The sequence below is a fragment of the Plantibacter elymi (nom. nud.) genome (assembly GCF_900177795.1).
Classification (GTDB): Bacteria; Actinomycetota; Actinomycetes; order Actinomycetales; family Microbacteriaceae; genus Plantibacter; species Plantibacter elymi.
Genome location: NZ_FXWJ01000004.1, coordinates 397774 through 411105 on the forward strand (window position 1 = coordinate 397774; position 13332 = coordinate 411105).

Genomic DNA, 13332 nt, shown 5'->3' on the forward strand with positions numbered 1-13332 from the left:
TGAGCGACGACCGCGAATCAGGCGCGCCGACCCTCGGGCCGGAGCGCCTGCCAGAGCAACCACGTACCGGCCGCGGCGTACCCGATCAGCAGCAGCACGACGGCCGTCGAACCGAGGTCGTAGACGACGGGGATCACCGGGGAGCCACCGACGCCGGCGTCCGTCGACTTCCAGTTCGCAGTCAGGAGGGCCAGGACGAGCAGCACCGCGGCGCTCGCGAGGATCGGTCCGCCGGTGGCCCAGACCTTCTGCTTGGTGGTCCACGCGCGCGATCGCCACAGCATGACCATGCCGGCCACCCAGCCGACGAACGGCACGACGAGCCCTCCGAGCATCACGAAGAGGGCCGCCGTAATCGCGAACCCGCGGCGTTCGAGGACTTGCTCCGCGAACGGCCGGCCGTCCTCGGGTGGGCGGGCACCCTCCTCGTCATCAGGTCCGATCACGCGCTCCTCCTCGTCGACGTCGCGCGGACGTGCATCCGTTCACCCTGCTTGCCGAACAGGCTGAGGAACTCCACCCCTGCGGCCTCGGCCCGGCCGAACCAGTGCGGGACGCGGGTGTCGAACTCGGCGACCTCACCCGCGGTGAGCACGATGTCCTGGTCGCCGAGGAGGAGCCGCAACCGGCCGTTGAGGACATAGAGCCACTCGTAGCCCTCGTGGACCTTCTGCGTCTCAGGCGTCTGCGGGCCGTCGCCGCCGTGGATGATGCTCTTGAACGCGTGGAGGCCGCCCGATCGGCGCGTCAGCGGCACGATCGTCTGGCCGTGCCGCTGGACGGGCTTCAGATGGACGCGGGGATCCCCCATCTGCGGAGCACCGACGAGGTCGTCCAGGGGCACCTGGTGCGCCTTGGCGAGTGGCAGGAGCAGCTCGAGGTTCGGTCGGCGCTGGCCGGACTCGAGCCGGGAGAGGGTGGAGACCGAGATGCCCGTCTCAGCCGACAGGGCGGCGAGGGTGGTGCCGCGATGCTGCCGGATGGCTCGCAGCCTCGGCCCGACGGCATCCAGGACGCCATCGATGGACCGTTGCTCGTCGTGTGCATGCGCCATGGGTCGATTCTCGCTCCCACGTTGCCGCTTCGGCAAGTCTTCTTGCCACTTCGGCACCGGTCGGCGCACCCTGGACACCTCCCAGCACGTCGACCGAACGGAACGATCCATGAGCACCCCCGTCACCCCAGCAACCAGCACCGACCTCGTCGACGCCGTCATCGTCGGCGGTGGCGCCGCCGGGCTCAGCGCAGCCATCATGCTCGGACGATCACGACGGTCCGTGATCGTCGTCGACGGCGGCGAGCCGCGGAACGCACCCGCCGACGGCGTGCACGGCTTCCTGACCCGAGAAGGCACCCCGCCTCGCGAGCTCCTGCGCCTCGGCCGCGCGGAGGTGGCATCCTACGGCGTCCGCGTCGTCGACGGTCAGGTCGTCGACGCGAGTCGGGATGATGAGGGATTCACCCTGACGACGGCGGACGGCGCGATCGTCCGAGGCCGCCGCCTCCTCATCGCCACCGGCACCGCCGACGAGCTCCCGCCCATCCCCGGCCTCTGGGAGCGGTTCGGCCGCGACGCCCTCCACTGCCCCTACTGCCACGGCTGGGAGGTCCAGGACCGCGTGATCGGGGTCCTCGGCACGAACGCGGAGGCCGCAGCCCACCAGGCGCAGTTGTTCCGGCAGCTGAGCGCCCGGGTCGTCGTGCTCCGCAACACCGCGGGCGCCTTCACGGCGGAGCAGGAGGCGGCGTTCGCGGCACGGGGCATCGAGGTGGTCGACGGCGTCGTGGAGCGACTCGAGATCGCCGACGACCGACTCGTCGGCGTGCGCCTGGAGGACGGCCGCACCGTCCCCGTCGAGGCGCTGGCCGTCGCCCCGGTCAACCGCGTGCGCGCCGAGGCGTTCACCGGCCTCGGGCTCCACACGCGACCGCACCCGCGTGGAGCCGGATTCGGTGACGCGATCGGCGTCGACGAGCAGGGTGCCACCTCGGTGCCGGGTGTCTGGGCGGCCGGAGACGTCACGAACCTGCGCACCCAGGTCCTCCAGGCGGCGGCCGCCGGATCGATGGCCGGCGCGATCATGAACGCCGACCTCGTCCAGGAGGACGTGCGCCGCGCGCTCGCGAAGCGGTAGAACCACCACTGTCGCGCGAGACGCGGACGTGGGACGATGACGGCACGGGGGCAGCGGCTCCCGTGCCGTCTCCGTTCCGACGAGGAGAGACATGCCGGGCGCACCCACCACGATCGACGACTACCTCGCCGCGCAACCCACCGACGCCGCGGACGCCATCGAGGAGATCCGACTCCGCGTCCACCGCATCGTGCCTGGAGTCACCGAGGCCATCCGCTACGGCATGCCGACCTTCATGCTCGACGACCGCTACCTGCTCTACCTCGGCGCCTGGAAACACCACATCGCCCTGTACTCGATCCCGCCGTTCGACGGCCCCCTCCAGAACGCCGTCGCCGACTACCGGGCCGCGAAGGACACGCTGCAGTTCCCGTTCAGCCGGCCGATCCCCTTCGACCTGATCGACCGCATCGTCACGGAGCTGTTGGAGCGGCGTCGGGCGGCGGACGCACGCCACGAGCACTGAGGGAGAGCGCCCTTCGACAGGCTCAGGGACCGGGGAAGGGTGCTCAGGGACCGAGGGAAGGGTGCTCAGGGACCGGGGAAGGGTGCTCAGGGACCGGGGAAGGGTGCTCAGAGACCGGGGAATGGTGCGCTGCGACGTCACGGGAGTATCGCGCCCGCACCCTGGGCCAGCCAGAGCCCGACGGTGGCGAGGGCCACCGTCAGCGGGGCGACCACGAACCCGAGCGCGATGAAGCGGCCCCAACCGAACTCGACGTCCGCCGCGGTGAGCCGCGCGTGCCAGAGCAGCGTCGCGAGTGCCGCCCACGGGGTGATGAGCGCGCCCGCGTTCACGCCGATGAGCAGGGCGGCGAAGCGCACGGGGTCGCCGGCCACCGGCTCGAGGGCGAGGTACGCCGGGAGGTTGTCGACGAGGTTGGCACTCGCCATACCGACCCCCGCCAGTTGCAGGAGCGCCAGGAGCGAGTCGCCGGTCCCCGCGATGGACGCGAGCGCCCGCGCGAGTCCGAGAGCGTGGGCCGCCTCGACCACGAGGAACAGCCCTGAGGCGAGCAGGACGAGCTGCCACGGGACCAGCGCCGGACGCAGCGCCGCCGGACGCCGGATGAGGAACACCACGACGAGGACCACCGCCGCACCGACCGCCGACATCCACACCGGGATGCCGGACACCAGCAGCGGCAGGAGCACGAGCACCACGACCCCGGACGTCCACAGCAGCACCCGGTCGTCGTCCTGCGCTTCCACGTCCACCGTGTAGGCACCGGCGAGCTGGCGGCGGTACACGATGGCGAGGACCACGCACGGGACCACGACCGCGATGATCGCAGGGACGACCATGAGCGCTGCGAATCCGCCGGGGCCGAGCGGGCCACCACCCGACGCTGTGGCGGCCTCGTCGATCGCGTGCTCCGCGAGCAGGTTGGTGAGGTTCGACACCGGCAACAGCAGCGACGCCGTGCACGCCAGCCAGACGGTGGTCAGGGCGAACGGCACCGGCGACAGCCCGGCGTGTCTCGCGAGCGTGATGACGACCGGCGTCAGGAGGACGGCCGTGGTGTCGAGCGAGAGGAAGACGGTGCTGAGCGTTGCCAGCGCGACGACGAGCAGCCACAGTAACCAGGTGCTCCCCCGACCCCAGCGCACGAGCCGCGAGGCGACGAGGGTGAACAGGCCGGCGTCCGCAGCGAGTTCGGCGACGACGGTGATCGCGACGACGAACAGGAGGATCGGCCACACGCGGTCGGCGATGCCGAGCGCCTCCGGGGCGGGGAGGACACCGGTGAGGATCGCGATCGTCCCGATGACGAGCAGCACGAGGCCGAGCACGGCACTGCGCACGAGGCCTCCTTCACCACCGGTCCGTCGGTGCGCTGTCGCCCGCTCGGCAGTCGATCATACGACGGCCGTTGCGGCGATCGCCGTCGGGACGGCAGCAGATCGCCTGCGAGGTCGCCCCGAACTGGGGGCATCAGCAGCCTTGGAACCGCGGCGACGGGCTGAGAGCATCGAAAGACGTGCCGAAGCAGATGCGTGGTGCTCTGGCCGCCCACGCTTCCGGTGCGCCATCATCACCGGAACAAAGGGGAACACCGTGGGTCGACTGCGAACCGAGCGAGCCGACGATCCGCGGACGTCCCTGACGAGGCGCTGGGCCACCGCCCTCGCCGGATCGGTCGCGACGGCGGCGCTGCTCGTCGGGGCACTGGTCCCGGCCACCGCCGCAGTCGCCGACAGCGCACCGGTCGACCCGGCGAACCCGCTCACCCCGACCACCGTGACCGCCGACGCCCTGCCGACGCCCCAGATCGACGGCGTCGTCTGGGACCAGGTCGTCGCGGGCGGGACGGTGTTCGTCGGTGGCCAGTTCACCACCGCCCGCCCGGCCGGCGCCGCCGTCGGCGTCGGGACCGTCCCGCGCTCCAACTTCCTCGCCTACGACCTCGCGACCGGTGGGTTGCGCACCGACATCACGACGTCGTTCGACGGCCAGATCCGGGCCATGGCCGTCTCCCCGGACCAGTCCCGGCTCTACGTCGCGGGTTCCTTCACGAAGGTGGACGGCTCGACCCGCTACCGCGTCGCCGCGTTCTCCCTCCCGTCGATGACCCTCGTCTCGACCTTCGCGCCGACCGTCAATGCGACGGTCGAGTCCATCGCGGTGACGTCCGGCAGCGTCTACCTGGGCGGCATCTTCACCTCGGTCCAGAAGACCGAACGGCTCCGCGGAGCTGCGCTCAACGCCACGAACGCGGCACTGCAGCCGTGGAACCCGTCGGTGCTGGGTGGCTCGGTCAAGGCGATCGTCGTGTCGCCGGACGGGTCGAAGGTCGTCCTCGGCGGCGGATTCACCTCGATCGGCGGATCGACCGAACCCGGGCTCGGCATGGGTGCCGTCAGCGGCGACACCGGTGGGATCCTCCCGTGGGCCGCGAACTCCATCATTCGCAACGGTGGGACGAAGTCGTCCGTCTTCTCGCTCTCCTCCGATGCCGACAGCGTCTACGGCGTCGGCTACCAGCACAGCCAGGGTGGGAAGGCCACCGAGGGCACGTTCCGGATGCGCTGGTCGGACGGCGGCCTCGACTGGCTGGCGGACTGCCACGGCGACAGCTACTCCGTGCAGGTCGTCGGCGACGTCGTCTACACCGCGGGTCATGCGCACGCCTGCGACAACACCGGCGGATTCCCAAACTCGGACGGGTACCACCGCGCCGTCGCCTTCTCGAAGCAGAGCGTCGGCCGGGTCGCCCACAACACGCCGCCCGGTGGCTGGACCTACGGCAACTTCGAGGGCAACCCGGCCACGCAGCTGCTGCACTGGTTCCCGGACATGAACGCCGGCACCTTCACCGGACTGAACCAGGGTCCGTGGGACGTCACCGCCGGCGGCGACTACGTGCTCTACGCCGGCGAGTTCACCACGGTCAACGGCGCTCCTCAGCAGGGCCTCGCCCGGTTCGCCACCCGTGCGGCCTCGACGAACGCGCAGGGCCCGCAGCTCGGGGGTTCGAAGATGACCCCGCGCGTCACCGCCGTCGGTGGCGGCGCCGCGAAGGTCACCTGGCCCTCCAACGAGGACCGCGACAACGCCGTGCTCCGGTACGACGTCATCCGAGACAACGCGACCACCGCACCCGTGTTCACGGTCAACGCGGCCTCCTCGTTCTGGGACAAGCCGGATCTGACCTTCGTCGACCAGGGGTTGACCCCTGGGCGGAGCTACTCGTACCGGGTGAAGACGACCGATGCGACGGGCAACACCGCCTGGGGTGACAACGTGTCGTTCACGGCCACGGACGGCGCTCCCATCGCGTCCACCGACCTGGACCGCACCGTCCTCGCGGACAGCCCGTCCCACTACTGGTCCCTCAACGAGGCGTCCGGCACCACCGGCGGCGACTGGGCGGGCGGCGGCGACCTGCAGCTGACCGGCACGACCCTCGCGCGCGGCCAGGCCGGAGCGGAGTCCGACGGCAGCGGCACGTCCACGGCCTTCGGCGGGGACGCGCGGGGCGTGACGGCGACCACCGAACCGTTCACCAACCGCTTCACCCTCGAGGCGTGGGTCCAGACGACGACCACGTCGGGCGGTCCGATCATCGGTGCCTCCAACGGCACTGCGCTCGGCTCCGGCAACCGCGACCGACTGGTCTACCTCGGCAACGACGGACGCGTCCGCTTCGGCCTGTACCCGGGGACCGTGCGCACCGTCACGTCGACCAGCGCGGTCAACGACGGCGCGTGGCACCACGTGGTCGCCGTCCTCGGGAACACCGGCCAGCAGATCTACATCGACGGCGTCCTCGAGGCCGAGGACACCGGGACCGTCCGGGGCCAGGACTACAGCGGCTACTGGACCGTCGGCGGCACCTCGCTCTCCGGCTGGCCCGACCGACCATCGAGCGACCACTTGGACGGCAAGCTCGACGACGTCGCGGTATACCCGCGGGCGCTCACCGGCGCGCAGCTCGCCGCACACCATGCCGTCGGCACGGACGGCATCGCGCCCGAGCCGGAGAACCAGGCGCCCACCGCTGCCTTCACCGCGACGGGAGACCTCCTGACCGTCTCCGTCGACGGAACCGCCTCGACCGACGCCGACGGCACCGTCACCGCGTACGCCTGGGACTTCGGGGACGGCGCGACCGGTGCGGGAGCCACGGCGAGCCACACGTATACGGCGGCGGGCGACTACACCGTCTCCCTCACGGTGACCGACAACGACGGAGCGACCGCGACAGCGACCCGCTCCGTCACGGCCACCGCTCCGGTCGTGACGGAGCCGACGGCGACACTCTTCGCGTCGGACGCCTTCGACCGCTCGGCGACGAGCGCGTGGGGCGACGCCCCGACCGGTGGCACCTGGACGGTCACGGGCGGGAAGACCGCGTTCGCCGTCTCCGGCTCGGCCGCCACGATCCAGGCTCCCGCCGGGGGCACGCGGACCGCACGCCTCAATGCCGTCTCGGAGGCCTCGGCGGACGTGCTGACCGATGTGGCCCCCTCGGTCATCGCGAACGGAGGTGGCGCCTACTACTCGGTCATCACCCGTCAGGTCGGTTCCGTCGCCTACTCGGCACGCCTCTGGTACCGCGCGGCGAACGACGTCCGCCTGCAGCTGCTGTCCGGATCGACCGTGCTCGTCTCGCAGAAGATCGACGGACTGACCGCAGCCGCGGCCGACGCCCTCCACCTGCGCGCGGCCGCCGGCGCCCCGGTCGACGGCGTGACCTCGCTCAGCGCCAAGGTGTGGGCAGGGTCGGCCGCGGAACCCGCTGACTGGCAGGTGACGGCTTCGGACACCAACGCCGCACTGCAGGCACCCGGCGGCGTCGGACTGTCCGGCTATGTGTCCGGGTCGGCGACCAACGGGCCGGTGACCTTCACGGTCGGCAGCTTCGACGCGATCGCCGCCGGCGGACGCGAGGCAGCCGCCACCGCGCCTGAACCGACCGATCCCGCCGACCCGACTCCGGTCGAACCGACGGAGCCGGTGACCCCGACGGAGCCGACGACACCGGTCGAACCCACGGAGCCGACCACGCCGACCGAACCGTCGGAGCCGACCACGCCGGCCGAGCCGACACCGCTCGTCTCCGACGACTTCGCCCGCACCGTCACGAGCGGCTGGGGTGACGCGACCGTCGGCGGCACCTGGACTCTCACGGGTGGGAAGACCGGCTTCGGCGTCTCGTCGGGCCGTGGCACGATCGCGGCGACCCCGGGCGCGACCCGGACGGCGATCCTCGCTGCCACCCCCGTCGCCGCCGCGCAGACCTCCGTGACCTTCTCACTCGACCAGGCGCCGACCGGCGGTGGACAGTTCGTGTCGCTCATCGCCCGGCAGATCGGCGCGGACCGCTACGTCACCCGCGCCTGGGTCCAGGCGACCGGGGTCGTCCAGCTCCAGGTCCAGCGCAACGGCAGCACCATCAGTGCGGTGAACCTGGCCGGGACGGCGGTCACTGCGGGGACCGAGATCCATCTCGTGACGAGGACGACCGGTACGACGAGCACGACGATCGAGGCCAAGGCCTGGACCGGCGACACCGAACCCACGGCCTTCCAGCTCGCCGTGGTCGACGACACGGCGGCGCTGCAGGGCTCCGGTGTCGTCGGGGTCGGCTTCTACCTCTCCGGTTCCGCCCAGGCCGCGACCAGTGTCTCGTTCCGCGACCTCCGCGTGCTGCCGGTCGGCTAGTCCGGCCTCTGGTCGCACCCGGAACCACGCCGCCGCCATCCCCGATCCGCGATCGGAGAGGTCAGGCCCGGACCCAGCGCCCGATGAGCTCGAGGAGGGCCGGCTCGGCGGCCTCCGCCGCTTCGATGCTCGAGAAGGTCACGACGCCGCGATCAGGCGCAGCCCACACTGCGAGTCCAGTCGGGTCGTCGAACCGGAAGTGCTCGACGTCGTCCCGCCGGAGCACACCCCGGTGCAGGATGACGCGGATCCGGTTCGCCGGGTGCAGGGCGAACGTGACGCGGTCCTCGCCGCCGTGGACGAAGCTGGGCGCCTTCCACTTGAGGTGCTCCGAGAAGCCCTCGTCCGAGGCCATGATCGCCTCGCGCAGACGGACCACCGCCGGCTTCAGCTGGTGCGTCAGGGAGGCGAGGTAGGCGTCCACCTCGGCGGAGGTCATGGGATCAACCCGTCGGGCGACCGACGTAGGCGGCGACGTCGCCCGATCCCCAGATGCCGCCGACACGGGTGCCCGCGCGCTCGTTGGCGGCCTCGACGATCTGACCGTTCCCCAGGTAGATGGCGACGTGGTAGTAGTCGTAGCCGCTCGACCAGAAGATGAGGTCGCCGCGCTGCTTCTGGCTGTAGGGCACGAGGCGCCCCTGCGACTGCATCGTGTAGTACTGGTTGGTCGCCGAGTGCGTCCCGATGCCGCTGCCGTAGGCCGCGCGGGTGAGTCCCGAGCAATCCCAGACGTTCGGCCCGGAACCGCCGAGCTGGTACCCCTTGCCGACCTGGGCCAGTGCGAAGGCGATCGCCGACTCGACGCCGGCGGAGTTCGGTGGAGCCACGGGAGCACCGCCGCCACCACCGCTGGAGGCACCGCCACCGGAGGATGCACCGCCACCGCCACCGCTCGACCCGCCACCACCGGACGAGCCGCCGGACGCGGGAGGGGTGTTCGCCGCCGCTGCCGCGGCGGCCGCTGCGGCGGCCTCCGCCGCCTGACGGGCGGACTCACCGGCGGCGTAGCCGCGCTCGGTCTCCGCCGTGGTGTTCTTCAGTGAGGCGAGCTGGGCGTAGAGCTGGTCGGCCTGCTGCTCCTGTGCCGCCACCGCCGCCGATGCCGCCGCCGATGCGCTCTCCGCTTCGTCGTACTTCGTCTGCGCTTCGCCCTCGAGGCGTTCGCGTTCCGTCTTCGCGACCTCCGCCTGGTCGGTGAGACCGCTCGCCGCGTTGCGGTCGGTCACCGCCTCGGCGTAGCTCGCGGCGTTCCGCTCCCCCAGCTTGTCCATGACGGAGAGCCTCGACAGCAGGTCGTCGGACTTGCCGGCACCGAGCACCAGGTCGAGGGAGACGTCCCCGCCGCCACCGCGCGACAGCTGCGCGATGAGCGCGCCGGCACGTTGCTTCGAGACCTTGGCGGCGGCGGCGGCCGCCTCGGCCTGCCCACGGAGCGCCGACTCGCGCGCGGTCGCCTCGGTCACGGCGTCCTGCGCCTGCCGGTAGGCCTCAGCGGCGATCTGCGCCGTTCGGAAGGCCGCGTCAGACTGCTGCTGGAGCGAGGCGATGAGCGCGGTGATGTTGGTGATCTCGGCGGCCTTGGCGGTCTCGCTCGACTTGGCGGCCTCGACGTCCGCCCAGCTGGGGTAGTCGTCCGCGTGCGCCGGGAGCACGCCGAGGGTGAGTGACGCCGTGACGACGCCCACTGAGAGGGCCATCGCCAGCCAGGGTCGGCGGCGGCCGTGCTGCGCACCAGGCGTTCGTGCGGGGGTCATCACTTCTCCAGTCCGACGACACGATCACGGCGACCTCGGCGGGTCGCGGCCGTCATCCTGTCACAACAGTCACAATAGAAACTTTGATCACACTAGTCACTCCGGCCCCGGAGCACCAGCTCGGATCCCCCCGGACGGGTCACGGGCGTGCCGCGGGGTGGCCCGATGTGCACGGGCCCGCCTGAGGCTGTCGAAGGGTTGCCCGCGCCGGGCGCATCCGCCGCGCGACGATTCCTCGAGGGCACTTCGACAGGCTCAGTGACCGGGGTGCGGCCCAGGGACCGGGGTGCGGCTCAGGGACCGGGGTGCGACCCACGGACGGGTGCGTGCACCGCTCAGGCTGGTTCGACGTCCTCGGGCGACCAGCGCGCGGACTCTCCGGACCGGATGATCGCGAGCAACTGCGACCGCAACGCCGACTCGTCGGGCAGCTCCGGGAAGACGTCCGCCTCGAGCCGGTGCGCGGCCAACCACGCCTCGTCGCCCGCAGGCGTCCGACTCACCACATGACGACGACGGTCGTCGACGGCGGCGATGCGCTCGACGTGCCCGGCCCGCTCGAGCCGGTCGAGCGTGCGGGACATCGTCTGGTTCTGCACCCGGGCTCGACGGGCGAGCTCCTTCTGACTGGTGGGGCCGCTGTCGAGCAGATGCAGGACGATGAGGCCGGCGTGGGTGACACCGATGCCGTCGAGGGCCTGCTGCCAGGTGTGCTCGATCAGTCGTGAGGCCGTGGACAGGAGGCGTCCGGTGGGCCAATCGGCCATGGGATCGCGGGCGGCGTCGGCGATCACGCCATCGGTCGCGCGCGCTCCATCCATGGCACCAATGTAGTCGCTGAGGCCGCCACCGAGCCGCCACCGACGACCCGCCCGACGCCGCCGACCGGTGCTGTCCCCCGTCCGACACCGGGACCCGCGGCTCGCGGCGACTGCGGCCGCACGGACGGATGACGACGGAATCGCGCGTCGACGGGCGCTCTCACCCCCAGCATTGGGGGTGAGAGCCCCCCTGGAGTGGGGGATCCGTCGATGACCCCCGCTTCATACAGTGGAAAGACATCCAAGGGGGACGCTCATCTCGACCGGTAGCACCGGGCGGTCGTGGGCACACGAGCGACGTCGCGTTCTCCGCGGGCGGCCCGAACCGCCCTTGCGCATCGCGCACCCGAACCGCACCCGAACCCACAAGTGGATAGCAGCCCCATGACGACGTACCCGAACCGCCGTCGGTCCTTCCGACACACCAGCCCTCGCTCCCATGGCGCGGGAGTCCCCGAGCTCCACGCCGACCGTTCGGCCCGCGCATGAGCGCGGACGTGAACGACAACCCGTTCCCGATCACCGGCCCCATCACCCTCGTGCGTCGTCGGGCGGCGTCGCTCACCGGCGAATCCAGCGTCGCGGTCAAGTCCCTGACGCAGCGCGAGTGGTCGAAGCGGTACCGCCGCCAGCTCGTCCTGACGGACAGCCTCATCGCCCTCTTCGCCGTGTCGGCCGCCTTCGTCGTGCGATTCGGTGACGAGCCGGTCGGACCGGAGGCCCAGCAGCTCTACGTCCTGCTGTCGGGGGTCATCGTCTTCGTGTGGCTCGCCGTCCTCGCCGTCACCCGCACCCGGGACAGCCGCATCATCGGATCCGGAGTCATCGAGTACAAGCGCGTCCTGAACGCCAGCGCGTTCGCCTTCGGCATCCTCGCGATCGCCTTCCTCGTCCTGAAGATCGACATCGCCCGCGGCTATTTCATCCTCGCGCTCCCCGCCGGCACGCTGGCACTCCTCGCCTCCCGCTGGCTGTGGCGCCGGTGGCTCCTCGGACGCCGCCGCGTCGGCGAGTACACGGCACGGACGGTCGTCGTCGGCCGGCGTGACGACGTCGCGTACGTCCTCGAACAGGTCGCGAAGCAGCACAGCATGAGCTACACCGTCGTCGGTGCGGCCGTGGTCGACGAGGAGACGGCCGAGCCGTTCTCCAGTCGTGGGACCTCCGTCCCGGTCATCGCCCATGTGGACGGGGTCGCCCAGGCCGCCGCCAACCTGACGGCCGACGCGGTCATCATCGCCGGCCCGGTCGACGGCGGCAGCGAGTACATCCGCCGCCTCGGTTGGGACCTCGAGGGGACGGCAACCGAGCTCGTCCTCGCAGCCCGACTCACCGACGTGGCCGGCCCGCGCATCCACTTCCGCCCCGTCGAGGAGCTGCCGCTCATCCACGTGGAGATCCCGCAGTTCGAGGGTGGTCACCACCTCATGAAGCGCGCGCTCGACATCGGCCTCACGAGCCTCGGGATGCTGCTCATCTCGCCGCTGCTGGCCCTCATCGCGCTCGCGGTCAAGCTCGACAGCCCGGGACCCGTCCTCTTCCGCCAGGAGCGCGTGGGCCGGAACGGCGAGCGGTTCACGATGTTCAAGTTCCGCTCGATGGTCACCGACGCGGAAGCCGCACTCCCCGCCCTGATGGCGCAGAGCGAGGGCAATGGCGTGCTCTTCAAGATGAAGAACGACCCCCGGGTCACGCGCGTCGGACGCATCCTGCGCAAGTACTCCCTCGACGAGTTCCCCCAGCTGTGGAACATCCTGACCGGGGACATGAGCCTCGTCGGCCCACGGCCGCCGCTGGCCAACGAGGTCGCCGAGTACGAGAAGGACGTCCACCGCCGCCTGCACATCAAGCCGGGCCTGACCGGCATGTGGCAGGTCTCGGGGCGCTCCGACCTCACCTGGGACGAGAGCGTCCGCCTCGACCTCTACTACGTGGAGAACTGGTCCATCACGGGCGACCTGATGATCATGTGGCAGACCGTGAAGGTCGTGTTGAAACCGGTCGGCGCCTACTGATGCGAGGACTTCTGTCGGTGATGCCCCCAAAGCGAGGGGTGTCCTGCAAAAAGAGGACAAATCCCCTTCCAGAGGGGACAACACTTCGGTACAGTCGTCATCACCACCGCGAACCGGTGGGCTTCTCGACACCCGAATCCGTCGAGGACCCGCCCGGTCAATGAAGCCCCTCGCGCGCATGCACCCGAAGCTGCGACGAGACACGCGACGCTTACCCGAGCAGACCGCGCCTCCGTCCCGTCATCTCCCGACGACGGACGCTCCGCCTGCACGCTCGCGAGCGGAAGCATCGTCGACGTGCACCGGTACCCGACCGAGCACCAGACACCCGAACACCGACGCCTGAGGCGCCGGGCACCAGCACCATCGCACCCACCCGAACCCGGTGCGGCGGTCGAACGACCATGAGAGACCCGAACTCAGCCATGTCACCCA

The 13332-nt window shown here is 71.1% G+C and carries 10 protein-coding genes; 4 read left to right on the forward strand and 6 right to left on the reverse strand.

Going from position 1 to position 13332, the window contains the following annotated elements:
* Window positions 1-17: 17 nt before the first annotated feature.
* Complete coding sequence (locus CCK91_RS14405; RefSeq protein WP_086474568.1) at window positions 18-446, reverse strand: hypothetical protein; 429 nt, start codon at window positions 444-446, stop codon at window positions 18-20.
* Window positions 443-1054 carry a helix-turn-helix domain-containing protein gene (locus CCK91_RS14410; RefSeq protein WP_086474569.1) on the reverse strand — a complete coding sequence of 204 codons (612 nt, stop codon included), beginning with the start codon at window positions 1052-1054 and terminating at the stop codon, window positions 443-445. Before CCK91_RS14410 ends, CCK91_RS14405 begins: the two co-directional genes overlap by 4 nt.
* Before the next feature lie 109 nt (window positions 1055-1163).
* Here CCK91_RS14410 and CCK91_RS14415 point away from each other — a divergent pair, with 109 nt between their 5' ends.
* Both CCK91_RS14415 and CCK91_RS14420 read left to right on the forward strand, forming a co-directional pair.
* Entirely contained in the window at window positions 1164-2135 is a 972-nt protein-coding gene (locus tag CCK91_RS14415) for an NAD(P)/FAD-dependent oxidoreductase (protein WP_086474570.1), read from the forward strand.
* 91 nt (window positions 2136-2226) lie between these two features.
* Window positions 2227-2601 (forward strand): iron chaperone, encoded by a 375-nt coding sequence (locus CCK91_RS14420; RefSeq protein WP_085511774.1) that lies wholly within the window; start codon window positions 2227-2229, stop codon window positions 2599-2601.
* A 137-nt stretch (window positions 2602-2738) separates the two neighbouring features.
* On the opposite strand, the gene CCK91_RS14425 is transcribed toward CCK91_RS14420, so the two are convergent.
* The gene (locus tag CCK91_RS14425; RefSeq protein WP_086474718.1) at window positions 2739-3941 is read right to left on the reverse strand and encodes an SLC13 family permease; all 1203 of its coding nucleotides are present in this window, start codon (window positions 3939-3941) and stop codon (window positions 2739-2741) included.
* A 253-nt stretch (window positions 3942-4194) separates the two neighbouring features.
* Here CCK91_RS14425 and CCK91_RS14430 point away from each other — a divergent pair, with 253 nt between their 5' ends.
* A complete protein-coding gene (locus CCK91_RS14430; protein WP_119863565.1) occupies window positions 4195-8304 on the forward strand; it encodes a LamG-like jellyroll fold domain-containing protein in 4110 nt (1369 codons plus the stop codon).
* Between the two features lie 61 nt (window positions 8305-8365).
* On the opposite strand, the gene CCK91_RS14435 is transcribed toward CCK91_RS14430, so the two are convergent.
* From CCK91_RS14435 to CCK91_RS14445, 3 genes are all read right to left on the reverse strand, one after another.
* Window positions 8366-8743, reverse strand: a complete 378-nt coding sequence (locus CCK91_RS14435; RefSeq protein WP_086474572.1) for a DUF1801 domain-containing protein — start codon at window positions 8741-8743, stop codon at window positions 8366-8368.
* Window positions 8744-8747: 4 nt separating this feature from the next.
* The gene (locus CCK91_RS14440) at window positions 8748-10061 is read right to left on the reverse strand and encodes a C40 family peptidase (RefSeq protein ID WP_133060005.1); all 1314 of its coding nucleotides are present in this window, start codon (window positions 10059-10061) and stop codon (window positions 8748-8750) included.
* Between the two features lie 335 nt (window positions 10062-10396).
* Window positions 10397-10882: a MarR family winged helix-turn-helix transcriptional regulator gene (locus tag CCK91_RS14445; protein WP_207568238.1), complete on the reverse strand. Its 486-nt coding sequence runs from the start codon at window positions 10880-10882 to the stop codon at window positions 10397-10399.
* A gap of 485 nt (window positions 10883-11367) precedes the next feature.
* On the opposite strand from CCK91_RS14445, the gene CCK91_RS14450 reads away from it, so the two are divergent.
* The gene (locus tag CCK91_RS14450) at window positions 11368-12897 is read left to right on the forward strand and encodes a sugar transferase (RefSeq protein ID WP_229939403.1); all 1530 of its coding nucleotides are present in this window, start codon (window positions 11368-11370) and stop codon (window positions 12895-12897) included.
* Window positions 12898-13332: the final 435 nt, after the last annotated feature.